The organism is Azohydromonas lata (assembly GCF_034427735.1).
GTDB lineage: Bacteria > Pseudomonadota > Gammaproteobacteria > Burkholderiales > Burkholderiaceae_C > Azohydromonas > Azohydromonas lata.
This window is the reverse complement of the sequence record NZ_JAXOJX010000101.1, coordinates 1-21,843: the sequence shown is the minus strand read 5'-3', so window position 1 is coordinate 21,843 and position 21,843 is coordinate 1. Positions and strand designations below refer to the sequence as shown.

Annotated in this window: 25 protein-coding genes; 16 read left to right on the top strand and 9 right to left on the bottom strand. The window is 66.3% G+C overall.

Annotation, left to right across the window (positions count from 1 at the left end; all coding sequences use genetic code 11):
• Positions 1-765 (top strand): DMT family transporter (locus tag SM757_RS32030; RefSeq protein ID WP_322468451.1); only part of this gene is annotated, 765 nt, incomplete at its 5' end.
• 19 nt (positions 766-784) lie between these two features.
• On the opposite strand, the gene SM757_RS35625 is transcribed toward SM757_RS32030, so the two are convergent.
• Entirely contained in the window at positions 785-1,117 is a 333-nt protein-coding gene (locus SM757_RS35625; RefSeq protein WP_407655818.1) for a transposase, read from the bottom strand.
• Positions 999-1,937: an NYN domain-containing protein gene (locus SM757_RS32020; RefSeq protein WP_322468450.1), complete on the bottom strand. Its 939-nt coding sequence runs from the start codon at positions 1,935-1,937 to the stop codon at positions 999-1,001. Before SM757_RS32020 ends, SM757_RS35625 begins: the two co-directional genes overlap by 119 nt.
• A gap of 206 nt (positions 1,938-2,143) precedes the next feature.
• Between SM757_RS32020 and SM757_RS32015 the strand changes: the two genes are divergently transcribed.
• The 4 genes from SM757_RS32015 to SM757_RS32000 all read left to right on the top strand — a co-directional run bounded on the left by SM757_RS32015 (position 2,144) and on the right by SM757_RS32000 (position 3,929).
• Entirely contained in the window at positions 2,144-2,704 is a 561-nt protein-coding gene (locus SM757_RS32015) for an isochorismatase family protein (protein WP_322468449.1), read from the top strand.
• A 392-nt stretch (positions 2,705-3,096) separates the two neighbouring features.
• On the top strand, positions 3,097-3,483 hold the full coding sequence (locus tag SM757_RS32010) for a surface-adhesin E family protein (RefSeq protein WP_322468448.1): 387 nt from the start codon (positions 3,097-3,099) through the stop codon (positions 3,481-3,483).
• A complete protein-coding gene (locus SM757_RS32005; protein ID WP_322468447.1) occupies positions 3,468-3,758 on the top strand; it encodes a YpsA SLOG family protein in 291 nt (96 codons plus the stop codon). Before SM757_RS32010 ends, SM757_RS32005 begins: the two co-directional genes overlap by 16 nt.
• Before the next feature lie 3 nt (positions 3,759-3,761).
• Positions 3,762-3,929 (top strand): PHD finger domain-containing protein, encoded by a 168-nt coding sequence (locus SM757_RS32000; protein WP_322468446.1) that lies wholly within the window; start codon positions 3,762-3,764, stop codon positions 3,927-3,929.
• A 36-nt stretch (positions 3,930-3,965) separates the two neighbouring features.
• On the opposite strand, the gene SM757_RS31995 is transcribed toward SM757_RS32000, so the two are convergent.
• The 5 genes from SM757_RS31995 to SM757_RS31975 form a co-directional block, all read right to left on the bottom strand.
• Positions 3,966-4,886: an SMP-30/gluconolactonase/LRE family protein gene (locus tag SM757_RS31995; RefSeq protein ID WP_322468445.1), complete on the bottom strand. Its 921-nt coding sequence runs from the start codon at positions 4,884-4,886 to the stop codon at positions 3,966-3,968.
• A 7-nt stretch (positions 4,887-4,893) separates the two neighbouring features.
• Positions 4,894-5,862, bottom strand: a complete 969-nt coding sequence (locus tag SM757_RS31990) for a Bug family tripartite tricarboxylate transporter substrate binding protein (protein ID WP_322468444.1) — start codon at positions 5,860-5,862, stop codon at positions 4,894-4,896.
• A gap of 71 nt (positions 5,863-5,933) precedes the next feature.
• Positions 5,934-6,920, bottom strand: a complete 987-nt coding sequence (locus SM757_RS31985) for a Bug family tripartite tricarboxylate transporter substrate binding protein (protein WP_322468443.1) — start codon at positions 6,918-6,920, stop codon at positions 5,934-5,936.
• A gap of 40 nt (positions 6,921-6,960) precedes the next feature.
• Positions 6,961-8,241 (bottom strand): CaiB/BaiF CoA transferase family protein, encoded by a 1,281-nt coding sequence (locus tag SM757_RS31980; protein WP_322468442.1) that lies wholly within the window; start codon positions 8,239-8,241, stop codon positions 6,961-6,963.
• Positions 8,238-9,215, bottom strand: a complete 978-nt coding sequence (locus SM757_RS31975; protein ID WP_322468441.1) for a hydroxymethylglutaryl-CoA lyase — start codon at positions 9,213-9,215, stop codon at positions 8,238-8,240. The genes SM757_RS31980 and SM757_RS31975 overlap by 4 nt, the downstream gene beginning before the upstream one ends.
• A 151-nt stretch (positions 9,216-9,366) precedes the next feature.
• On the opposite strand from SM757_RS31975, the gene SM757_RS31970 reads away from it, so the two are divergent.
• A complete protein-coding gene (locus SM757_RS31970; protein ID WP_322468440.1) occupies positions 9,367-10,089 on the top strand; it encodes an IclR family transcriptional regulator in 723 nt (240 codons plus the stop codon).
• 306 nt (positions 10,090-10,395) lie between these two features.
• Here the strand turns inward: SM757_RS31970 and SM757_RS31965 are convergent, their stop codons facing one another.
• Positions 10,396-11,055, bottom strand: a complete 660-nt coding sequence (locus SM757_RS31965; RefSeq protein ID WP_322468439.1) for a GntR family transcriptional regulator — start codon at positions 11,053-11,055, stop codon at positions 10,396-10,398.
• A gap of 192 nt (positions 11,056-11,247) precedes the next feature.
• On the opposite strand from SM757_RS31965, the gene SM757_RS31960 reads away from it, so the two are divergent.
• From SM757_RS31960 to SM757_RS31940, 5 genes are read left to right on the top strand one after another with little or no spacing between them, the layout of a single operon-like run.
• Positions 11,248-12,117: an NAD(P)-binding domain-containing protein gene (locus tag SM757_RS31960; RefSeq protein ID WP_322468438.1), complete on the top strand. Its 870-nt coding sequence runs from the start codon at positions 11,248-11,250 to the stop codon at positions 12,115-12,117.
• 53 nt (positions 12,118-12,170) lie between these two features.
• Positions 12,171-12,812: a 4-carboxy-4-hydroxy-2-oxoadipate aldolase/oxaloacetate decarboxylase gene (locus SM757_RS31955; RefSeq protein ID WP_322468437.1), complete on the top strand. Its 642-nt coding sequence runs from the start codon at positions 12,171-12,173 to the stop codon at positions 12,810-12,812.
• A 43-nt stretch (positions 12,813-12,855) separates the two neighbouring features.
• Positions 12,856-13,833, top strand: coding sequence for a Bug family tripartite tricarboxylate transporter substrate binding protein (locus SM757_RS31950; protein WP_322468436.1), 978 nt, complete (start codon positions 12,856-12,858; stop codon positions 13,831-13,833).
• A 44-nt stretch (positions 13,834-13,877) separates the two neighbouring features.
• Entirely contained in the window at positions 13,878-14,828 is a 951-nt protein-coding gene (locus SM757_RS31945; RefSeq protein WP_322468435.1) for a tripartite tricarboxylate transporter substrate-binding protein, read from the top strand.
• Between the two features lie 53 nt (positions 14,829-14,881).
• Complete coding sequence (locus tag SM757_RS31940; RefSeq protein WP_322468434.1) at positions 14,882-15,763, top strand: amidohydrolase family protein; 882 nt, start codon at positions 14,882-14,884, stop codon at positions 15,761-15,763.
• A 311-nt stretch (positions 15,764-16,074) separates the two neighbouring features.
• On the opposite strand, the gene SM757_RS31935 is transcribed toward SM757_RS31940, so the two are convergent.
• A complete protein-coding gene (locus SM757_RS31935) occupies positions 16,075-17,016 on the bottom strand; it encodes a LysR family transcriptional regulator (protein ID WP_322468433.1) in 942 nt (313 codons plus the stop codon).
• A 177-nt stretch (positions 17,017-17,193) separates the two neighbouring features.
• Here SM757_RS31935 and SM757_RS31930 point away from each other — a divergent pair, with 177 nt between their 5' ends.
• Genes SM757_RS31930 through SM757_RS31910 form a run of 5 tightly spaced genes read left to right on the top strand, consistent with a single transcriptional unit; the run spans position 17,194 to position 21,775 of the window.
• On the top strand, positions 17,194-18,162 hold the full coding sequence (locus SM757_RS31930; protein ID WP_322468432.1) for a Bug family tripartite tricarboxylate transporter substrate binding protein: 969 nt from the start codon (positions 17,194-17,196) through the stop codon (positions 18,160-18,162).
• A gap of 3 nt (positions 18,163-18,165) precedes the next feature.
• Complete coding sequence (locus tag SM757_RS31925) at positions 18,166-19,224, top strand: Ldh family oxidoreductase (RefSeq protein ID WP_322468431.1); 1,059 nt, start codon at positions 18,166-18,168, stop codon at positions 19,222-19,224.
• Positions 19,225-19,238: 14 nt separating this feature from the next.
• On the top strand, positions 19,239-19,976 hold the full coding sequence (locus SM757_RS31920; protein ID WP_322468430.1) for an ABC transporter substrate-binding protein: 738 nt from the start codon (positions 19,239-19,241) through the stop codon (positions 19,974-19,976).
• A gap of 36 nt (positions 19,977-20,012) precedes the next feature.
• Positions 20,013-20,993: a Bug family tripartite tricarboxylate transporter substrate binding protein gene (locus tag SM757_RS31915; protein ID WP_322468429.1), complete on the top strand. Its 981-nt coding sequence runs from the start codon at positions 20,013-20,015 to the stop codon at positions 20,991-20,993.
• 5 nt (positions 20,994-20,998) lie between these two features.
• Complete coding sequence (locus SM757_RS31910; RefSeq protein WP_322468428.1) at positions 20,999-21,775, top strand: MBL fold metallo-hydrolase; 777 nt, start codon at positions 20,999-21,001, stop codon at positions 21,773-21,775.
• The last annotated feature ends 68 nt before the right edge of the window (positions 21,776-21,843 follow it).

Genomic DNA, 21,843 nt, shown 5'->3' with positions numbered 1-21,843 from the left:
GCTTCATTCACCGCCATTCGTGTGATTTCGGGCGCGCTTACGCTCGTGACGATCCTGCGGCTGCGGGGAGAAAGAGCTGTTCGCTCCAGAACGGGATGGTTTTCCGCAATCTTGTTTTTTATCTATGCGGCGGCGTTTTCCTTTGCCTACCGCGATATCAGCACGGGAGCCGGCGCGCTTGTGCTGTTCGCAGCCGCCCAACTGTTGATGATCTCGTATGGCTTATACAAAGGGGAACGGGCAAGCGCCTGCGGCCTGCTGATGGCCCTTGGTGGAATGACGGCTTTCCTCGCGCCTTCAGCCTCGGCACCCCCCTTGGCGACAGCCGCATTGATGGCGGTAGCGGGCTTTGCATGGGGTGGATTCTCGTTGTTGGGGCGGTCCAGCGATTCGCCGGTCGCCAACACGGCAGGCAGCTTTCTCTGGGCTGCCCCCTTCGCACTCGTCTTGATGCTGATACAACGCGAACACTTGAGCATTGATCCGATGGGCGCGACCTATGCGCTCCTGTCGGGTAGTCTGGCTTCAGCTATCGGATACGCAATCTGGTACTGGGTGCGCGTCCGCATGACGGTGATAAGTGCAGGCGCGGTGCAACTGTCGGTGCCCGTATTGAGCGCAACCCTTGGCGTTTTGGTTCTCAGTGAAGAAATCACGCTGAAGAGTGCAATATCCGCACTGGTGGCGCTGAGTGGCGTCGCCTGGGTCACGCTAACGGCCAAGGCAGGAAAGCGCAGGCGTCCAGCAGCCGAAACAGGTGGATAATATGCATCCCACTTAGTGGCTATTCCAGTAGGCTAGTTGCGCGCCATACGATGAGACCGCAGGCCAGATGAAGCATGGCGATGTAGGTGTCGGCTCGCTTCTCCCAGCGTACCAAGATGCGCCGGAAACGATTGAGCCAACTGTGCGCGCGTTCCACCACCCAGCGGCGCGCTCTGAAGCCGGCTTCGCGTTTGATGGCCTGGGCCTCTTCACCACGAGTGCGATGCCCAATTTCAGGCCTGAAATATCTGATTGGGCAATATCCAAACCCTCGGCGCAATCGGACCTCGCTCGCCCCGGCTGTATTCGTAGGATACGCGTATACCCACTTGCAGCTGCTGCGCCTCGCCAGGCGGCAATGAACTGAAGGGGAAGAAGATATTGTCCCCGCCGGCATCAGGCTGGATAAAGCCGTACGTATCCCGGAGATTGAGAATGCGGCCCTGCTGTGTGGAGCCGACCTCAGGCGGCGCCGTCAGCACACCGATGGTGGTGGTCAGCGGACTCGGGATGGAGGCGGGGCGGTATTCCGGGCGGTGGAAAAGGCCGTCCACGGCCGGATCACCACCCTCCCGCGCCGCATCCATGACTTCGGCCATGCGCAGCGCGTAGGGCACCTCGCCGTAGAGCAGCTGGGAGGTCTTCATCTCGCGCGGGTTGCCTGCGGTGTCGGTGAAGCTGAAATCCCAGCCCAACAGCATCACGCGCGTGCCCAGGGTGTTGAGCTTGCGCACCAGCGGCATGAAGTCCCGGTCGCCGGCGATCAACGCTAGTACGTCGTAGCGCTTATAGATGGCCATCTCGAACGCTTCCAGCGCCAGCCAGACGTCGATGCCCTTCTCGCCCTCCGGCCCCTTGGGCAGGTAGTGCGTGGTCACGCCCTCGTACATGAGCACGTCTTCAAAGGAACGCTCCTGGAACAGGATGTCGCGCTCCTCGGCCTCGCGGGCTTTCATGCGCCCGCGGAAATAGTGCGCGTCCACGATCTGCGCGAGCTTGAACCCGGTGCCTTCCTCGGCGGCGGCGCGGGCGCGGATGAAGTTGTGCAGCCCCTCGATGCTGATACGGGCCTTTCGCGGGTGGATGCCGGCGTAGTAGTTGCTCACGCGACGGAAGTACTCGCCGTCATAGAAGACGCCGATGCGCAGGAGCTTGTGGCTGGTGGACTGCATGAAAGCTATCTGAATCCGAGTAATTGGATGGGTGCGTCCTGGCCGCAAAGGCCTGTCCGGCATGGGCCGGGACAGGCGGCCGGCGTAACGCAGGCGCCAGCGGGATCGTACGCCTGCGGTGCGTGCAAGCTTGCGTGGACTCCACTGGCCAGAGCGCCCGCCTATCCTTGCCCCAACACACTCCGTCAACGGGAAGGAAACGGGCCATGCTGAAGATGGATGCCGCTCGCAGCCTGCTGGTGCTGGTCGATTACCAGGGGCGGCTCATGCCGGCGATCCATGGAGCCCCGGCCGTGGTCGAGGCCGCCATCGTGCTGGCCGACGCCGCGCGCGCGCTGGGCATCCGGATCGTGGGCACGGAGCAGAACCCGGACGGGCTCGGCTTCAATGACGAAGCCGTGCGCCGGCGCTGCGACGTGACGCTGGCCAAGATGCACTTCGACGCCTGTAGCGACGGGCTGGCGGAACTGCTGACCGAGGGCTGTGCGCCAGGCGACCGGCCCGAGGTCGTGATCGCAGGCTGCGAAGCGCACGTGTGCCTGATGCAAACCGCCTTGGGGCTGCTGGAGCGCGGCTTCCGCACCTGGGTAGTCGAGACGGCGTGTGGTTCGCGCCGCGCTGCCGACAAGCTGGTGGCCATGCAGCGCCTGCGCGAGGCCGGCGCCACTGTCGTCAGCGACGAAATGGTGCTCTTCGAGTGGGTGCGCCATTGCCGCCACCCTCAGTTCAAGGCCGTGCTGGAACTGGTCAAGCGCCGCGGCAGTTGAAGCGGCGAAAGCAGCCGCCTCACCGGCACCCCAGCGCCACGAGCGACCGAGGCCCGGTGCCACGGACCCGCCGAGCCATTCATGCGGCCGCCGACGGCTGGGGCACCTGCGTTATGGTGGGCACGGGACGCCGCTCAACTCCCTCCTGTGGCGTCTCGTAGTCTTTCCGGCCCGCTGCTGTACGCGGGCTTTTTCTTGGCCGTGACGGCCTGCCCAGGTGCTGGCGCGCGTGCCTCGCTCAAGCCGGCGCACGCCCACCACCAGCGGCCTGGCAACCCTGCATGATGACGCCCACGGTGAGGGTTCCAGGGCTGCCGCAGCCAAGGACTTTCCCGCCTTCTCGCCTGCGCAGACCGCTGCGAACAATGGCATGGCACTGCGGGGAGAAAACAATGAAGGGCAAGGGAGCACTGCTGATAGGCGCAGCCATCCTGGTAGCAACGCCGACCTGGGCCGCCTGGACGGCTTTCGGCGAGGACGAGTCCAAGGCGATCTGGTACGTCGATACAGACTCCATCCGCACTACAGGCGTGCTGCGGGAGGTCTGGGCGATAAAGGACATGGTCGAGCCGGAAATCGACTTTGACCTCTCCAAGCTGTTTCTCATCGAAGTCGACTGCCAGGGCCGGCGCCAGCGCCTGCTGCAGCACCAGAGCTACCGGGGCCGCATGGGCGGCGGCGAGCCCACGCGTGGCGGGATGATGTTCGGCGACTGGATGGCTATCGCACCGGGCACGGTGGGTGGCAGCCTGAGCAAGGCGGTGTGCAACCGCGGTTGACGGCCGCAGGGGTAGTGATCGAGCGGGTTGTTTCACGAAAGAAGACCGGCCCGGATCGGGCTGCGCTGGATTGGGCGCTGGCCCGCGGTGTGCCGCACGGCGGCTGGTGTCCGGCCGGACGGATCGCCGAGGACGGCGCCATCCCGCCGCGGTACCGGCTCACCGAAATGCCCGACGGCGACGCCTACCGCCAGCGCACCAGGGCCAACGTGCGCGACGCCTACGCAACCTTGCTCTTGTCCGTCGGGCCGGAGCTCACCGGCGGCAGCCGCTAGACGATGATTTTTGCCAGGCAGCTCGCCAAGCCCTGGCTCCACCTGCACCCGGGCATGCTGGCGCTCAGCGCTGCAGGCCTGGTTGCAGACGAGACGCCTAACTGCACCTGGGGCGCGCGACATTACCCAGGCACCAGCGGGGCGGTCATCAACACCGATATGCAGCTGTGAAGGCCACTTCAGCGGAAGTGGCCATGGGCTCGCAAGCTATCGCTGTGCGAACAGCTGAGCACCGGACGCCAGCATGTCGGCGCACAGCACCGTGCCGGTTTCGGAATCGGTCAACACCAGCTCCCGGCTGCCCGGCCGGTAGGCAACGTTGGTGATGGTGTGACCGGTGGGGCTCTTCACCACGTGCGTGACCTCGCCGCGCGCGTTCATCACGAAGGCGCAGCCCAGGCTGGCGTGCGAGACCACCAGGCGGTTGTCGGCATCGACGGCCATGCCGTCGGGCCCGCTGGTGCCGAAGAAAGTGCGGAATGCGCCTACCTTGGACACGGAGCCGTCAGGCAGCAGCGGGCCGCGCCAAACGGCGTTGCCCCGCGTGACGGCCACAAACAGGAAGCGGCCGTCCCGGTCCAGCGCAATGCCGTTGGGGCTGGGCGCGTTGGCGATGAGAAGGTCCAGGCCGCCATCGGTTCGCAGCCGGTAGACGCGGCCCGTGGGGTCGTGCAGGCCGCTCTGGCCCTGGTCGGTGAAATACAGGTTTCCCTGCGCGTCAAAACACAGATCGTTGAGCCCCTTGAAGCTCTCCGAGTTGCGATGGCCCAGCACGGTCTCGACTGAGCCGTTGGTCGGGTCTACACGCAGCAGGCCACGCCGATAGTCGGCCACCCACAGCGTGCCGTCACGATGCAGGGCAATGCCGTTGGGCCAGCCGCCGGTCTCCGCAACAGCTTCCCATTGCAGCGACGGCGTCACCCTGAAGACGCGTCCGTGCGGGATATCGGTCAGGTACAGGTTGCCGGCGCCATCGAAGGCCGGGCCTTCGAGGAAGCAGTCCACGATCTGGCCGGGCTTGTTGGCGTCGGCCCACTCGCTGCGCACCGGACGGCGCAGCGCGTCGGGCATGCGCGTGAGCACGCGGGCCTCGATGACCTGCGGCGGCGTGAAGTCCAGGTTCCACATGGCTGCTTCAATCCGGCTTGACGCCGGCACTGCGGCTGACTTCGGTCCAGGTCTTCGTCTCGTTGCGCACCAGTTGCGCGAACTCGGGCTGCGCGATGCCACCCGGCTTCGCGCCCATGGAGGCAAAGCGCTCCTTAAGCTTGGGATCCGTCAGCGCCTTGGCTACCTCGGCCTGCAGCTTGTCCACAATTTCCTTGGGCGTGCCTTTGGGCGCGGCCAGGCCGAACCAGTTGGTCACGGTGTAGCCAGGCAGGCCGGCTTCCTTGAACGTGGGCACGTCGGGCAGCGTGGGCAGGCGCTGGTCGCCGGTTACGGCCAGCGCGCGCACCTTGCCGCCCTGGACCTGGGGCACGGCGGTGGGGGCCGCGGTGATGAGCAGGTCCACCTGGCTGCCGATCACGCCCATCATCGCGTCGCCTGCGCCTTTGTAGGGAATGTGCGTGATGGAGAGCTTGCCTTCGCGCTTGAACACTTCGGCCGCCAAGTGCGTGGAGCTGCCGTTGCCGCCCGAGCCGAAGTTGAGCTTGCCGGGGTTCTTGCGCGCGTGGTCAATCAGTGCCTGCGCGGTCTTGAAGGGCGAGCTGGCCGCCACCACCAGCACCACCGGAGTGGTCGCCAGCGTTGTCACGGGCACCAGGTCGTTGGCATGGTCCCAGGGCAGCTTGGCGAACAGCGCCGGCAGCATGGCGTAGGTCGTGTCGTTGACCAGGAAATTGGTGCCGTCGGGCGCGCTCTTGGCTACCTGGGACGAGGCGATGGTGCCGGAGGCTCCGGCCTTGTTCTCCACGAAGAAGGTTTTGCCGGTCTGCTGCGTGAGCTTCTCGGCCACCATGCGGGCCGCAAAGTCCGTGGTGCCGCCCGGCGCGTAGGGCACGACCAAGCGCACGGGCTTGTCCGGCCAGGCCTGGGCCACGGCCCCGAATTGCAGAAGCGACAGCGTGGTGGCGGCGCACAGCGCCTTGAGGGTGATGTTCACGAGGGATGTCTCCTGAAATGAAAGGCCCGGGGCTTGGCCCTGGCTTCGTCGGAATCGTCTTGGATGCGGACTTACTCGGGCTTCACGCCGGCCGAGCGAACCACCTCGCCCCAGCGGGCGTGCTCGGTCTTGAGGAACTGCGCGAGCTGCGCCGGCGTGCCCGTCATGGGCGAGCTGCCTTCTTCCACCAGCTTGGCGATGGTCCCAGGCTTGGCCAGGGCGGCCTCCACGGCGTCGTGCAGGCGTTGGACAACGTCGGCTGGCATGCCGGCCGGGCCCACCAGCACCTTCCAATCCAGCGCTTCGAAGCCCGCATAGCCGGCTTCGGCCACGGTGGGCACATCGCCCAGGATGGGCAGCCGCTTGGCCGAGGTCACGGCAAGGGCCCGAAGCTTGCCGCCCTTGATCAGCGGCAGCGCTGCTTGGGGCGTGGGCAGCATGAAGTCGGTCTGCCCGCCCATGAGGTCCGACAGCGCCGGCGCCGCGCCCTTGTAGGGCACGTGCGTGGCCTGGTAGCCGGCGCGTTTGGCCAGCAGCTCGCCGGCAAGGTGCCCGACAGTGCCGTTGGCAGCCGATGCCATGGTCAGCCCGTTTGGCTTGGCCTTGGCGGCCTTCACCAGGTCGGCCAGCGTCTTGTAGGGCGAGGCGGCATTGACGACCACCACCACCGGCTGCTGCGCCACGAAGGCGATCGGCGTGAAGGCTTTGAGCGCGTCGTACGGCATCTTCGCGTAGAGCGTCGGGTTGATGGCCAGGTTGGACGTCTGGCCCAAACCGACGGTGTAGCCATCGGCCTTGGCCTTGGCTACGGCGTCCATGCCGATATTGCCGCCCGCGCCGGGCTTGTTGTCCACCACGAAGGTCCACTTGGTGTCGGCCGTGACGCGATCGGCCACCAGGCGCGCCACTACATCGGTGGCGCCGGCGGGCGTGTAAGGCACCACCAGCCGAATCGGCTGCGCGGGCCAGGCCTGCGCCATGGCGCTGGTCGCGGCAGCCAGGCAGGCCAGCGCGGCGATCGTCTTCAGTGCGGTGCGGCGGAAGTTCGGTGTCTGCATGGGAGTCTGCGTGTTCAGGTTGGAGGCGGGCACAGCGGGTTCAGGCATTGGCCGGCTCGACGCTCGCCGGGGTGGCATCGGGATGAGCACCGATCACGTCGTCGGCACGCAGGGACTGGATTTGGGCTTCGTCGTAGCCCAGCTCGCGCAGCAGCGCCTCGGTGTGTGCGCCCAGCGCCGGCGGCGGCGTGCGCAGCGGTAGGCGCTGGCCGCCCAGTGCCAGGGGCAGCAGCGGCGTGTGGGTGTCCACCGCCCGGCCAGCACCGCTGGCGTCCGCCGGCACCGACACCGGCGCCAGGCCGCCGGTGCCCAGCAGGTGCGGGTCGCTGAACAGGTCCTGTGGCCGCGTGATGGGCGCGTGGGGAAGTCCGATCTTCTCGAAGCGCGCAGCGAGTTCGGCCGCGCCGTACACCGCGAACTGATCGCGCAGCGCCGGCAGCAGCCACTCGCGGGCACGCACGCGGTCGTTGTTGGTCTTCAGGCGCGGGTCCGTGGCCAGCCGATCCATGCCGAACTCACGGCACATGAGCCCCCATTGCGTGTCGCTCACCGCCGCCAGGAAGATCTGCTCGCCGTCCTTGACGGTGAAGACGTCGTACACCGCCCAGGCCGAGATGCGGCTGGGCATGGGTGCGGCAGGCTTGCCCGTGACGGCGAACTGCATCATGTGCTGCGCCACCAGGAACACGTTGTTCTCGAACAGCGAGCTCTGCACCTCCTGGCCGTGGCCGGTGTGCTCGCGCTGCCGCAGCGCCGCCATCGCGCCCAGGGCGCCGAACATGCCGCCCATGATGTCGTTGACGCTGGTGCCCGCGCGCAGCGGGCGGCCTTCAGGGCCGGTCATGTAGGCCAGGCCGCCCATCATCTGCACCACCTCGTCGAGCGCCGTGCGGTGCTCATAGGGACCGGGCAGGAAGCCCTTGTGGGCGACGTAGACCAGGCGCGGGTTGAGCTTCGAGAGGGCCTCGTAGCCCAGCCCCAGCCGCTCCATCGTGCCGGACTTGAAGTTCTCGCTGAAGACGTCGGCGCCGGCCACCAGGCGCAGCACGATCTCTAGCCCGCGCGGATCCTTCACGTCCACCGCCAGGCTCTTCTTGTTGCGGTTGAAGGTGGAGAAGAAGCCCGCGCCCGAGCCCAGCAGGCGCCGCGTGCTGTCGCCCCCCAGCGGCTCAACCTTGATGACCTCGGCGCCCAGGTCGGCCAGGATCATCCCGCAGGTCGGACCCATCACCATGTGGGTGAACTCAATGATGCGCACGCCTTCGAGCGGCAACGGTTGGGTGCTTGCCGTCGTGGCGGCAGGGGTAGTGAGCTCGCTCATGCGCAGTCCTTCTCAATGCGGTTCAGCAGACGTTCAGCGGCGGGATGGCGGCCATCGGCATAGGCAAAGCCCTTGGTCAGGCCGGCTTCGGGCGTCATGCCGTAGAGCGCCTCGCCGGGCAGACCCGCGGCCAGCGCGTCGCGCGCGGCCATCAGCCGCTCCAGGTCCACGCCAGTGGCGATGCCCATGGACTCGAACATGAACACCAGGTCCTCAGTGACAACGTTGCCCGAGGCGCCGGGCGCGTAGGGACAGCCGCCCAGGCCGCCTTGCGAGGCGTCGAAGGTGCGCACGCCCACGTCGAAGGCGGCCAGGCAGTTGGCCAGGCCCAGGCCGCGGGTGTTGTGCATGTGGGCCGCGCCGGTGCGCTCGCCGATGGCTGCCCGCACGCGGTTGAAGAGGCGCCGCACCTGGGTCGGGTTGGCCATGCCGGTGGTGTCCGAAAGGCCTACCTCGTCCACGCCGGCCGCGACGGCACGCTCGGCGACCCACACCACCTCGTCGTCGGACACGGTGCCCTGGATCGTGCAGCCGAAGGCCGTAGACATGCCGACCTCGACCCGCGCGCCGGGGTAACGCTCCTGGCGCAGCGCGGTGATGGCGCGCAGATCCTGCAGCGCCTGCTCGCGCGTCTTGCGCACGTTGGCCTGTGAATGGGCTTCGCTGGCGGAGAGCGGGATGGAGATCTTGTGCACGCCCGCGGCCAGCGCGGCCTCGGCGCCGCGCAGGTTGGGCACCAGCGCCATCACCGTCAGCCCGGGCTTGGTGAGCGCGTGGCGCACCACGTCGGCCACGTCCGCCATTTGCGGCAGCAGCTTGGCCGGCACGAACGAGCCGACCTCGATTTCGCGCAGGCCTGCATCGAAGAGGCGGTCGATCCAGGCGCACTTGGCCGCGGTGGGCATGGTGCGGCTGACGCTTTGCAGGCCGTCGCGCGGGCCCACTTCGCTGATCAGGACGGAAGGCAAGGACATCCGTGTCTCCAAAGTTCTGTAAGATAGAACGATGTTCTGTAGAATGAATCTTAAGCCGTGACCCATGGACCGTCAAATCCCGCTGGATATGGCGGGATAAAGTCGCTTGGCCGGATCCAGTCGCCCAAAGAACGCAACCGAGAACAAAGAGATGCCCCGTAAAGCCGCCGTTGCTTCCGTTGCCGATCAGCACGCCGCCCCCGGCGGCGCTGCGGCGGTGGACCGTGCCTTGAGCCTGTTGTGTGCCTTTCGCAGCGGCGAGGACGCCCTGACGCTGGCGGAGTTGTCCGAGCGCACCCAGCTCTACAAAAGCACCGCGCTGCGGCTGCTGGCGTCGCTGGAGCACGCCCGGCTGCTGCAGCGCATGCCCGACGGCCGCTATGCGTTGGGTGCGGAGGTGGCGCGGCTCAATGGGATCTACGCCGCCTCGTTCTCGCTGGAGGCGCAGGTGATGCCGGTGATGCGCGAGCTCGTGGCGACCACGCAGGAGAGCGCTGCCTTCCACGTGCGCCAGGGCGACCAGCGGCTGTGCTTGTACCGGGTGGACTCGCCGCACTTGCTGCGCGACCACATCCGCGCCGGCGACCTGCTGCCGCTGGACCGCGGCGCGGGCGGACGGGTGCTGATGGCCTTTGGCGGCGCCGAGGGGCGCATCTACGACGAGATCCGCCAGCGCGGCTTCGTGGTGCTTTCCAGCGACCGCGTGCCCGGGCTCACCGGGATCTCCGCGCCGGTATGGAATGCCGCTGGGGAGCTTGCCGGAGCGCTGACGCTGACGTTGCCCGAGCAACGGATGAAGCCGGAGTTCACGGACGCCGTGCGCGAGGCGGCCAGGCGGCTGACGCAACGCCTGGGAGGCCCAGTGTCACCGTGAGATAACGCCAGCGTTTATGCCATGTGTCACTGGCTTGCGATTGCCCGGGTTTGGACAATTATCAACCCCATCTGACGTTGTGATCTGACTCGTGTTGGCCACTGAATGCCCTCCAGGAACGAGCCGATCTGCTTCTTCAGCCACACCTGCAGCACAGCGATCTTTGGACCATTGGTTGAACCGGGACGATCAGGGCGCTGTCCATTTCATGGAGATGGAGTTCGCCGTCCAAATAAGGCCGCGTGCGACAAGCGCGGTGTAGGTGCGGATCAAAATTTCCTGCGGGTAGGGTCGCTGCGCCTGGAGTCAAGCGTTGCGTCGGTACTCGCTGCGGTGTCGCATGAAACGGTGATAGGACATGCGCAGGTGCAACTGCATGACTTGGCGTGCGAGCTCGCCATCGCGCGCCTCGGCTGCCAAGGTCAAATCCTGATGGTGATGCAGGCTCTGCTCCAGTTCCGCTGCTGAGTAGAGATAGAACGAGCGCACGATGATGGGCATGTCGATCATCGTCTCCAGCATGGAGCGCAGGCGCGGTGATCCCGACGCGTCGAGCAACGTGCGATGGAACGTGCGGTTGGCATCCTGGATATGGGCGATGGCTGATTCGCCACCTTCCCTGATCGCCTGAGCCATCTGCTCATTGCTGGCCTTGAGCTTGACCAGCATCTCGTCGCCACCACGCACTGCGGCAAGGCTGGCTGCGTAGGGCTCCAGCAGCATGCGCAGCTGGAACGTCTCCTCGATGTCCCACTCGCTCCACTGAGCGACGTGGATGCCCTGGCCGGCATCAGCGGTGGCCAGCCCATCGTCCACCAAGCGCTTGAGGGCAGAGCGCACGGGCGTGCGGCTGATCCCGAACTCGCGCGCCAGCGGTTCTTCCTTGAGCTGCGTGCCGGGCTTGTAGTGCCCACCCACCAGGCGCTGTCGCAGCACCTCGTACGCCTTGTCCGCTCCCCGTTGCATCACTTTACCGTTCCAGCCGCTGTCGTCGTAGATCGGGATTCTAGAGGGCCGTATCGAAGAGCCATGGCACATCTCAGACGTTAAAAATGTACTTCGTTTGTACGTAAAAAGACCTACTTAGGTGTTTACCCTTGCGGCTATTCCAATGATTTGTACTTTTTTTGTATTCTTTGCGGCATTGAAGGAGATGCCATGCAGATTGCGATCATTGGTCTGGGCGAAGTGGGGCGTTGCTATGCGAAGCCGCTTCATGAGGCTGGTTTCGAGCTGACCTTGTGCGAAGCCCGGCCCTCGCCCGCGGCGACCGAACTGGCAGCCCAATGGGGGCTGCCCATCCATGACAAGCCGGGTGCCTGGCTGGCATCAGCGCAGTGGGTGCTGTCGTGCGTGACGGGCGCGCAGGCGCTGGCGGTGGTGGAGCAGGTGGTGCCGCACGTGTTGGCAGGTGCGTCGCTGGCCGACCTAACCACGGCCAGTCCGGACGTGAAGCGGCGCGCAGCTGCCCATGCCGCCGAACACGGCGTGCGCTACGTGGACACGGCCATCATGGGTGCCATCAGCCTGAACTGGGTGCGCACGCCGCTGCTGGCCTCTGGCGACGGCGCCGAGGAACTCAAGGTCGTGCTGGAGCAGGCCGGCGGCCGGGTGCAGGCCATCCCGGGCGGCGTAGCCGGCGACGCCATCTCGCTGAAGATCCTGCGCAGCGTCTTCACCAAGGGCATGGAGGCGCTCAGCGTGGAGCTGCTCACCAGCGCCGAGAAGCAGGGCGTGCGCGACAAGCTCTACGAGCAGCTCAGCGACATCGACCAGACGCCGCTGCGCAGCTTCATCGACATGCTGGTGCGCACGCACGTCGTGCATGCCAAGCGCCGCGCCCATGAGGTGCACGACGCGCAGGGCGAACTCGCCTCCCAGGGCCTGCCCTCGCTGGTGCTGCCCGGCGTCGAGCAACGTTTCCGCGACACGGCCGGCAAGCTGGAGCACCACCCCCTGGAAGCCGCGGACCCCAGCGTTGATCAGGCGCTGCAGTGGCTGCTGGCGAACAACACGGCGCAGGCCTGAGCCGCCTGCACACGAACTCATCACACCCCTCTTTACCTGAACAGGACACCACCATGACGACCCCGCAAAAACTGGCTCAACTGCGTGAACTGGGCACCGCCACCGTGTACGAGGCCCAGGGTGCCAAGGGCGCGCTGGACCAGGGCATGAAGCCCATCGACCCCACCGTGCGCCTGGCCGGCCCGGCGCTTACCGTGGATGCGCGCCCCGCGGATAACCTCATCCTTCACCACGCGGTGCTCCAGGCCAAGCCGGGCGACGTGCTGGTCGTGGATGCCAAGGGCTTCATGGAAGCCGGCCCCTGGGGCGACGTGCTCACGCTGCAGGCGATGAAGCTGGGCATCGCGGGGCTGGTCATCAACGGCTGCGTGCGCGACGCCAACCTCATCATCGATCTGAAATTTCCGGTGTTCTGCCGCGGCCTGTCGATCAAGGGCACGGGCAAGAACCAGCCCGGCAAGGTCAACGTGCCCATCAGCATCGGCGACGCCGTGATCCGCCCGGGCGACATCATCGTCGGCGACCGCGACGGCCTGGTGGTGGTGGCTGCGGATGAAGTGGACATGGCCATCGAGAAGAGCCTGGTCCGTGAGGAAAAGGAAGTGAAGCAGCGTGAGGCCATCGAGGCCGGCACGTCCAACACGGTCGAGCTGCTCAACCTGGGTGACACCCTCAAGCGCTTCGGCCTGGTCTGAACCCGAAGCGGCTGCCGCTCATTGAAAAGAAGGTCGTACATCCATGCGCACTCTCATCAAGATCGTTGCCGCCCTGGGCGCCGTGACGCAGATTAGTCTTACGCCCGCATCGGCCGCCGATGCCTACCCGACCAAGCCGGTCCGCATGGTCGTGGCCTTCGCGCCGGGCGGCTCCGCCGACATCAACGCCCGTGCCGTCGCCCAGCAACTGGGCAAGGAAATGGGCGCCACCATCGTGGTGGACAACAAGGGCGGCGCCGGCGGCAACCTCGGCGCCGTGGAAGCCAAGCGCGCTGCGCCCGATGGCTATACCGTGTTCTATGCCACCTCGGCGGTGGTTCTGGCACCGGCCCTGTACGCCAAGCCGGGCTTTGATCCGTACCAGGACTTCACCCCCATCTCGCTGACAGCCACCATCCCGCTTGTGCTGGTCACGAACCCCAACGTGCCGGCCAAGACGGTGTCGGAGTTCGTCACCTGGGGCAAGAGCAAGGACGGCAAGATCAACTACGGCTCTTCGGGTTCCGGTGCGCTGCTGCACCTGGCCGGCGCGCTGTTCCTCAAGGAAACGGGCTTCCAGGCCACGCACATCGCCTACAAGGGCAGCGCGCCGGCCATCACGGACCTGCTGGGCGGCACGACGGACTTCATGTTCCTGCCCATCAACGAGGCCATGCAGCACATCAAGGGCGGCAGCATGCGTGCACTGGCCGTCACGCACGACAAGCGCTCGCCGCTGCTGCCCAACGTGCCCACGATCCGCGAGGCCACGGGCAAGACCACGATGGACATGGGTGCCTGGCAGGGACTGATGGTGCCTAAGGGCACGCCGGCCGAGGTAGTGACGAAGCTCGATACGTCGCTGCAGAAGGCGCTGAAGGATGCTGGCCTGCGCGAGCGGCTGACGAGCCAGGGCTCCATCGTGCTCGGCGGCACGCAAAAGGAGTACGTGGACTACATGAAGGGCGAGGGCGCGCGCTGGGCCGCGGTTATCCGCGACACCGGGGCCAAGGCCGATTGAAAACCCGGGCTGACCACTACAACGAAAACCGCTGGAGACAACTGATGACACCGAAGGTACTTCTTGCTGCGATTGCCGGCCTGCTGCTTGGCACGGCAGCGGCGGCCCAGGACTTCAAGGGTCCTATCAAAATCGTGGTTCCGTTTGCACCGGGTGGTGCGACCGACGCCGTGGCACGGTTGCTGGCGCCTGGTCTGTCCAAGCAGCTGGGGCAGCAGGTCATCATCGACAACCGACCCGGCGCCAGCGGGCAGCTCGGGACCGCGGCGGTCAAGTCTGCACCGGCGGACGGTTCGACCTTCCTGCTGGCGTTGGACCATTCGGTGGTAGTTGTGCCGCTGATCACGCCCACCGCGGGCTACGACGCGCTCAAGGACTTCGTGCCCGTGGGGCAGGTCGCGCGTTTCCAGTGGACCTTCGCCGTGCCGCTGGGCAGCCCGGCCAAGACACTGGTGGAGTTTGTGGATGCCGTGCGCAAGGACCCCGCCCAGGGCAACTACGGCGTGCCGCTGCAGGGAGGCGTGCCCGACATCATCGGCGCTGCCATCTCGCGCAAGGCCAGCGTGAAGATGGAGCCCATTCCCTTCGGCGGGTCGGCCATGATGATGCCTCAGCTCATCGGCGGCCAGCTTGCCTCGGGCGTGACCGGCGAGCCCGAGGGCGTGACGATGTTCAAGGGTGGCAAGGTCCGCCTCCTGGCCATCTCCGGCGGCAAGCGCTCGGCCCTATTGCCCAATGTGCCTACCTTCGAGGAGCTGGGCTTCTCGGGCGTGAACGTCAACAGCTTCAACGCCTTCTTCGCGCCCAAGGCGCTGCCGCGCCCCCTGGCTGAGAAGTTCAACGCCGCCTTGAGGGCGACGCTGGGCGATCGTGAGGTGCAACAGAAGATCCACGAAATGTCGCTGGAGCTGGCGCCGACGGACCTGAGCGAGTCCGGGCGTGAACTGGTCAAGTCGTATGAGTTCTGGCACCGCCCCGAGAACCTGCCTAAGTAACGCGGCTTGAGCACGGTTCCACCATGGTAACGCGGCTTGAGCACGGTTCCACCATGAACATGCCGACGCAAGAAAGCCGGGACGGCCTGGCGGCGCCGCACTCCGCGGGCCAAGGCAGTCCTGGCTTTGAGCTGCCAACCGGTGCGTGTGACTGCCACATGCATCTCTTCGACAACCGGCTGCCTTTTGCCTCAAACGCTGTCCTGGTCCACAACGATGCCTCCGCTGACGACTATCAGCGCCTGCAGCGCCGGCTGGGTCTTGCCCGCAATGTGATCGTCCAGCCGTCGAGCTACGGGCGTGACCACCGGGTGCTGCTGGCGGGGCTGCGTGCGCTCGGTCCCGCAGCGCGAGGCATTGCTGTCATCGATCCTGACGTGTCGGATGAAGAGCTGAGCCTGCTGCAGGCAGGCGGTGTCGTGGGCGTTCGCTTCAACTTGGTCCAGCACGGAGCCACCGACGAGTCGATGTTGGAAGCCGTGGCACAGCGCATCCAGCCCATGGGCTGGCACTTGCAGTTGCACCTGCACGGCCAAGACCTGTTGCGCCTGGCGGACCGGCTTGCCGATCTGCCTGTGCCCATCGTCCTTGACCATTTCGCCCGCGTGCACGCCGACGGCGCGCTGGCCAGTCAGATCAGCGAGCAGGTCGAACACCTGTTGGATTTGGGCAGTGCCTGGTTGAAGCTTTCGGCGCCTTACATAGCGTCCGGCGATCGCCCGGGCTACCCATTGCTTCACCCCTTTGTGCAGCGGCTGCTGCGCTCCCATTCCGATCGGTTGGTCTGGGGCACCGACTGGCCGCACGTCACCGAAGCAAACAAGCCTGACGATGCTCGGCTGCTGGACCTGCTTGCACGATGGGCGCCTGACGCCCTCCTGCGTCGACGCATCCTGGTCGACAACCCGTGCCGGCTCTACGGATTCGCGACCTGAGTGCATTGACCGCCCGGTAGGCTGATTCCGGCGCAGCGCCGTCACGAGATAAGGGTTGCTGTTCCAGAAGTAAGTTCACGAGACAGCGTCCTTGATAACTCTGGCCGATGCCAGTTATCAACTTCGAATCCCGCGACTGGCGTGCCGCAGCCACTTGGATTAAGACAGTCCACTGCATAGCTGCAGCCGGCCCCACAACTTCTCCAGAAAACTCCGCCGAGGACTGAGTGGGCTTTCCAGCCCCGCGACTTTCCGGCGCCGAACACCTGGCTTGTGCCACGTTTGCCACGCCGGCGCCGCCGATGTTGCCTCTACCCAGGCAGCGACCTGCCTGGCTTGCCACGCGGTGTCTCAGTGCGCGGTTCGTCTCGTGACGCCAGTTCTACCAGCAGCAGGCGCTGGAAGAGCTCGGCCGGCGGCCGCAGCGGGCGCCCACGGCGGCGGATGATGCCGATCGTGCGGCTCAGGGCCGGCGATTCGAGCTTGACGCTGACCAGCTTGCCGCGCGGCGGCAGCGCCAGCCGCGGCACCACGCCGATGCCAAGCCCGGCTTCCACCAGGCTCACCAGCGCAGGCACGTGCCGCACTTCGCAGAACCATTTTGGCTTGTTCTCTACCTGTGCCAGAGCTTGGTCGATCAGGAAACGATTGCCACTGCCCTGGGCAAGCGCAATGTGGTCGTAAGACGCGAGATCGGCCCAGTTGATGCACTTGTGCTTTGCCAACGGATGCTCGCTCGTGCAGGCAACGACGAAAGGGTCATCCATCAGCGGCTCGAACTCGATGTCGGGCTCCTGGGTACCGATGTACGTGAGGCCTAAATCAGCTTCGGCGTTGGCAACGGCCAGCAGCAGCTCCGATGAGGACTCATCGATCAGGCGTACCCGAATGCGCGGGTACAGCTCGTGAAAGCGGCCGATGACGCCAGGCAGGAAGTAGCTCACTGCCGACGGCACGCAGGCGACTGACACCTCGCCGGAGATACGTTCGGCGAAGTCGGCAACACCCACAAGAGCGCTCTCGAGCTCGTTCATCACGCCACGCGCCTTGTGGACGAAGGTTCTGCCAATCGTGGTGAGCTCGATGCGGCGCGTCGTGCGCACGAACAGCTCCACACCCAACGCGTCTTCGAGCTTGTCCACGCGCCGTGACACGGCCGACTGGGACAGATGGAGGTTTTCCGACGCGGCGCGGAAGGACCCGAGGTCGGCCACGGCCAGGAAAGCACGCAAGTCAGCAAGATCGAAATTCATGTGTCAGACGCAGGAATCATTCTGATCTTTGCACTTTACTGTGGAATGTGCTGACCGCACCATCGCATCACTGCTCCACACGGAGCGATTCACCAAGCGGTCAAGCAAGACATGCAAAGCAGCAGATCCTCCCCGCCAACGCAGGTCCGGCGACGCAGCCTCAGGGTCATGGGGGCGATGCTCACCGGCATCGCGTCCACCGCCCTGCCGTGCCTGCTACCAGCCATAGCGTCGGCGCAGCCGGCGCCGTGGCAGCCGGAGCGTCCCATCCGCCTTGTCGTGCCCTACGGGCCCGGCGGCAGTTCGGACGTTATCGCCAGGCTACTGGCGACCGAGATGTCGAAGACGCTCGGCCAGTCAGTCTTTGTCGACAACAAGGGCGGCGCGTCCGGCCAGGTCGCCATGCAGGAAGTGGCGCGCGCCGCGCCCGACGGCTACACCATCGTCATGGGTCACGTCGGCACGCTGGCGGTGAACCCGGCGATGTTCGAGAAGCTGGCCTACTCGGACAAGGACTTCGAACCGATCGGGCTGCTGGCCAAGGTGCCCATGGTGTTCGCGGTCAGCGCCAAGGTGCCGGCAAGGAACCTGAAGGAGTTCATCGCGCTGGCCAAGGCGCATCCCGGCCGGCTGAGCTATGGGTCAGCGGGTAATGGCAGCGCCGGGCACCTCGCGTTCGAGATGCTCAAGGTGGCGGCGGGCATCGACGTCGTCCACGTGCCCTACAAGGGAACGGGCGCCCAGCTCAACGACCTGCTGGCCGGCAACACCGACGCGGCGTCGGCCGGGCCGCCGGGCTTCATCCAGCATCTCAAGGGTGGCCGCATCCGCCTCATCGGCAGCGGTTCGCCACAGCGCCTGGACGTGCTGCCCGAGGTGCCGACGGTAGCCGAGCAGGGCTACACCGGATTCGACAGCTCCCAATGGTTCGGGCTGCTGGCACCTGCCCACACGCCTGGGCCTGTGACCGCCTGCATCCAGGACGCCGCCGAGAAGGCCTTGCAGACGCCGGCCGTACAGGAGCGCCTGAAGGCCGATGCCACCGTGGTGGCGCCGCTCAAGGCTGCGCAGTTCGCCGCATTCATCAAATCGGAACGTGAACGCTGGGGCGTCGTCGTCCGGCAAGCCAAATTGAAAGTGGAGTGAAGCATGGAAAGCACCCTCAACACCGTTTCCCGTCATTCCGAGGCCGAACTGACGCAGCTCGGCACCCGCGCCTTCACGGGCCTGGGGTTGCGCCCGCAGGACGCTGCGCAGGTAGCGGCCATTCTCGTCACGGCCGACCTGTTCGGTTTGGGCACGCATGGCCTGGGCCGCATCGAGTCGTATGGCGAGCGGCTGCTGGTCGGGGGCATCAAGCCGCGTCCCGACATCGTCGTGCAGAAGGTGGCGCCGGCCTTGTGCAAGGTGGACGGCGACAACGGCATCGGTCCGCTGGTGGGCATGCGCGCATTGCAGGCGGCCATGGAGGCGGCCAGCGAGTGCGGCGTGGGGGTCGCCCTGACACGCGGCAGCAACCACTTCGGGCCGATCTCTCCCTATTCGCTGATCGCCGCCGAGGCAGGTTTCGCCAGCATCATCGGCAGCAACGCCACCACAACCATTGCGCCGTGGGGCGGCAGCGATGCGCGGCTGGGCAACAGCCCGATCGGCTTTGGCGTGCCACACCCTGGCGGCGATCCATTCCTGCTCGACATGGCGATGAGCGTGGTGGCCCGCGCCAAGATCCGCAACGCGCTCAAGCGTGGCGAATCCATCCCCGACACCTGGGCCACCGATGCCCGAGGTCGACCAACGACCGACCCGGCAGCGGCGCTGGACGGCTTCTTGCTGCCCATCGGCGGCCACAAGGGCTACGGGCTCGCGCTGATGGTGGACCTGTTCGCCGGCCTGCTCTCCGACGCGGCCTACCTGACCCATGTGAAGTCCTGGTCAGACGCGCCGGAGGAGCCGCAGAACCTCGGCCATTTCTTCATCCTGATCGACACGCGCCGGCTCGGCTCCACGCAGTGGCTGGCGCAGCGCATGAGCGACTTTGCCGCCATCCTGCACGGCAGCCCGGCTGCCGATGCGCAGCAGCCGGTGATCGTGCCGGGCGAGATCGAGCTCAGCAAACTGCAGCGTCAGCGCCGCGACGGCATCGTGCTGGACCCGGCCACCTACGAACGGCTGCAGCAGCACGCCGCTCGCGCACCGATGGCCGCCTGAGCGAGGAGCGGACCATGCAACTCACCCCGGACATCCGTGCCTCGTTCATGCCCACGGGCGTGCTGCGTGCCTCCATCAACCTTGGCAACCCCATCCTCGCCGGACGCGGCGCCCAGGGTGCGCCCTCAGGCATTTCGGTGGACCTGGCGCGGGAGCTCGCCGTGCGGCTGGACGCGCCGCTCGATCTCATCGTGTTCGATGCGGCGGGCAAATCGGTGACCGCGGTCACCGACGAGAAGGCCGACGTGGGCTTCTTCGCCATCGATCCGCTGCGCGGCAACGGCCTGCACTTCACTCACCCCTACATCCTGATCGAGGGCAGTTACTTGGTGCGGAAAGACTCGCCGCTGGCGGGCAACGATCAGGTGGATGCGGCCGGGACGACCGTGATGGTCGGCAAGGGCAGCGCCTATGACCTGTATCTCACGCGTGAGCTGAAGGCGGCCTCCATCCTGCGCGCACCCACGTCGCCGCGCGTGGTGGAGGAGTTCCTGGCGCAGCGTGCCGATGTTGCTGCCGGCGTGCGCCAGCAGCTCGAAGCCGATGTTGCGCAGCACCCGGGTTTGCGGCTGCTGCCCGGTCGGTTCATGGTGATCGAACAGGCCATGGGCATGCCGCACGGCCGTAGCGAACAGGCGGCCGCGTTCCTGCGGCACTTCGTCGAGGACATGAAGCGCTCGGGCTTCGTTGCCGAGGCCATGCGACGCCATGGCATCCAGGGCGCGATGGTCGCGCCGCCGGCATCGGTGTGAGCGCAGCGAAGCCGAAACCCACAGGAGACGACCGAGATGTTGCGCAAGCTCGCTGCCGCGGCAATTGCCGCCACCGCGCTGGCCGTGGCCGGCCTCACGCCCGCCCGCGCCGACACCTACCCGAGCAAGCCGATCCGGCTGGTGGTGCCCTACGCTGCCGGGGGCAACGCCGACATCACCGCGCGCGTGATCGCGCGCAGGATGTCCGAAGGGCTGGGACAACCCATCGTGATTGACAACCGCGGCGGAGCCAACGGCGGTATCGGCACCGACGCCGTGGCCAAGGCGGCGCCCGACGGCTACACGCTGCTGATGACGGCCAGCGGTCCCATCGTGGTCAACCCCGTGCTGTACGCCAAGGTGCCGTATGACCCAGTGCGGGACTTGCAGCCGGTCAGCCAGATCCTCACCTACCAGTACGCGCTGGTCGTTCCCGCTGCGGCCCCATTCCACAGCGTAAATGATCTGGTGAACCAGGCCCGCGCCCACCCCGGCACCTTGACCTACGGCTCGGCCGGCATAGGGGCTGGTGGCCACCTGGCCGGCGAGATGCTGGCCTGGATGACGAAGACCAAGCTAACGCACGTGCCGTACAAGGGCAACGCGCCCGCGCTCAACGACGTGCTCGGCAACGTTCTGGCCTTCACCTTCGACACCGTGACGACGGCCGCGCCGCACATCCGCAACGGCAGCCTGCGCCCGCTGGCCGTCAGCGGTCCCCGACGCGCCGGCGCCTTGCCGCAGGTGCCCACCTTGCAGGAACTGGGCTACAAAGGCTTCAACGTGACGCAGTTCGTCGGCCTGCTGGCGCCGGCGAAGACTGATCCGGACATCGTGCGCCGCCTGCACCAGGAAGTAGTAAAGGCACTGAAGGCGCCCGAAGTAATCGAGCGCCTGCAGGTGGAAGGCGGCAACGACCTGGTGGGCAGCAGCCCGGAAGCGTTTGCCGCCACCATCGCCCAAGAATTGGCCATGTACCGCAAGCTGGTGACCGACGCCAGAATCCAACAGGAATGAGCGCCATGTACCAGGTCGATGTCCTCGTCCAGGGCTTTCCGGGCAAAGCCGTGTGCCATGGCGGTCTAGGCTGGAGCACGGTGACGCTGCTGCGTGGCCAAGGGCGCACGGTGCTGGTGGACGTGGGCGCCTTCGGCGTGCGGCGCGAGCTGCGCAAGCAGCTCGAAGCGCACGGCGTGGCGCCCCATGACGTGACCGACGTGTTCCTCACGCATGCCCACTACGACCATGCCGTTAACTTCGTGCTGTTCCCGAATGCGACGGTGTGGATCGGCGCGCAGGAGCTCGCGTGGGCTTCTGCACAGCCGCCTGGTTTCAACCCGTTGCCGGAACTCTACGTCGCCGAGCTGGCACGCAGCGAGCGCGTGCGCCGCGTGCAGGCCGGCGATCACATCCTGCCCGGGTTGCAGGCTCTGTCTGCCCCGGGCCACACGCCGGGACACCTGCTGCTCTATCTGCAGGCCAACGACGCACCGGTGCTGTTCACGGGCGACGCGGCCAAGAACCGCGCCGAACTGCTATCGCGCGAAGTGGATGCCACGGGCGATGCCGATGCCAGCCGGCGCAGCATCGACGCGATCTGGGACTGCTGGCGCCGCGTGCCCGGCACGGTGCTGATTCCGGGCCACGACCTCAGCATGTGCTTGGACGAGCACAGCGAACCTCGCTATCTCGGCGAGCGCAAGGCTGCCATTGCCGTCTGGTTTTCTGAGTCCGTTCGCACAATGGACACCATCGACCTTTGCGGGACGGGCGTTTTCGGTGCTGCTTACCGCGAGTGAGCAGCCATCCATCGCCAGCAATTGCGCGCGCGCAGCTATCTCGCGGAATGCAACATGGGGGTCTCGTA

Excerpts from the sequence above, each read along its gene's own strand:
- SM757_RS31920 (WP_322468430.1), top strand. The coding sequence starts at position 19,239 with ATGCAACTCACCCCGGACATCCGTGCCTCGTTCATGCCCACGGGCGTG.
- SM757_RS31980 (WP_322468442.1), bottom strand. The coding sequence starts at position 8,241 with ATGAGCGAGCTCACTACCCCTGCCGCCACGACGGCAAGCACCCAACCG.
- SM757_RS31955 (WP_322468437.1), top strand. The coding sequence starts at position 12,171 with ATGACGACCCCGCAAAAACTGGCTCAACTGCGTGAACTGGGCACCGCC.
- SM757_RS31975 (WP_322468441.1), bottom strand. The coding sequence starts at position 9,215 with ATGTCCTTGCCTTCCGTCCTGATCAGCGAAGTGGGCCCGCGCGACGGC.
- SM757_RS31930 (WP_322468432.1), top strand. The coding sequence starts at position 17,194 with ATGCTCACCGGCATCGCGTCCACCGCCCTGCCGTGCCTGCTACCAGCC.
- SM757_RS31915 (WP_322468429.1), top strand. The coding sequence starts at position 20,013 with ATGTTGCGCAAGCTCGCTGCCGCGGCAATTGCCGCCACCGCGCTGGCC.
- SM757_RS31960 (WP_322468438.1), top strand. The coding sequence starts at position 11,248 with ATGCAGATTGCGATCATTGGTCTGGGCGAAGTGGGGCGTTGCTATGCG.
- SM757_RS32015 (WP_322468449.1), top strand. The coding sequence starts at position 2,144 with ATGCTGAAGATGGATGCCGCTCGCAGCCTGCTGGTGCTGGTCGATTAC.
- SM757_RS31940 (WP_322468434.1), top strand. The coding sequence starts at position 14,882 with ATGAACATGCCGACGCAAGAAAGCCGGGACGGCCTGGCGGCGCCGCAC.
- SM757_RS31945 (WP_322468435.1), top strand. The coding sequence starts at position 13,878 with ATGACACCGAAGGTACTTCTTGCTGCGATTGCCGGCCTGCTGCTTGGC.
- SM757_RS32010 (WP_322468448.1), top strand. The coding sequence starts at position 3,097 with ATGAAGGGCAAGGGAGCACTGCTGATAGGCGCAGCCATCCTGGTAGCA.
- SM757_RS31965 (WP_322468439.1), bottom strand. The coding sequence starts at position 11,055 with ATGCAACGGGGAGCGGACAAGGCGTACGAGGTGCTGCGACAGCGCCTG.
- SM757_RS31985 (WP_322468443.1), bottom strand. The coding sequence starts at position 6,920 with ATGCAGACACCGAACTTCCGCCGCACCGCACTGAAGACGATCGCCGCG.
- SM757_RS31950 (WP_322468436.1), top strand. The coding sequence starts at position 12,856 with ATGCGCACTCTCATCAAGATCGTTGCCGCCCTGGGCGCCGTGACGCAG.
- SM757_RS31995 (WP_322468445.1), bottom strand. The coding sequence starts at position 4,886 with ATGTGGAACCTGGACTTCACGCCGCCGCAGGTCATCGAGGCCCGCGTG.
- SM757_RS31935 (WP_322468433.1), bottom strand. The coding sequence starts at position 17,016 with ATGAATTTCGATCTTGCTGACTTGCGTGCTTTCCTGGCCGTGGCCGAC.
- SM757_RS31925 (WP_322468431.1), top strand. The coding sequence starts at position 18,166 with ATGGAAAGCACCCTCAACACCGTTTCCCGTCATTCCGAGGCCGAACTG.
- SM757_RS31910 (WP_322468428.1), top strand. The coding sequence starts at position 20,999 with ATGTACCAGGTCGATGTCCTCGTCCAGGGCTTTCCGGGCAAAGCCGTG.
- SM757_RS32020 (WP_322468450.1), bottom strand. The coding sequence starts at position 1,937 with ATGCAGTCCACCAGCCACAAGCTCCTGCGCATCGGCGTCTTCTATGAC.
- SM757_RS32000 (WP_322468446.1), top strand. The coding sequence starts at position 3,762 with ATGATTTTTGCCAGGCAGCTCGCCAAGCCCTGGCTCCACCTGCACCCG.
- SM757_RS31970 (WP_322468440.1), top strand. The coding sequence starts at position 9,367 with ATGCCCCGTAAAGCCGCCGTTGCTTCCGTTGCCGATCAGCACGCCGCC.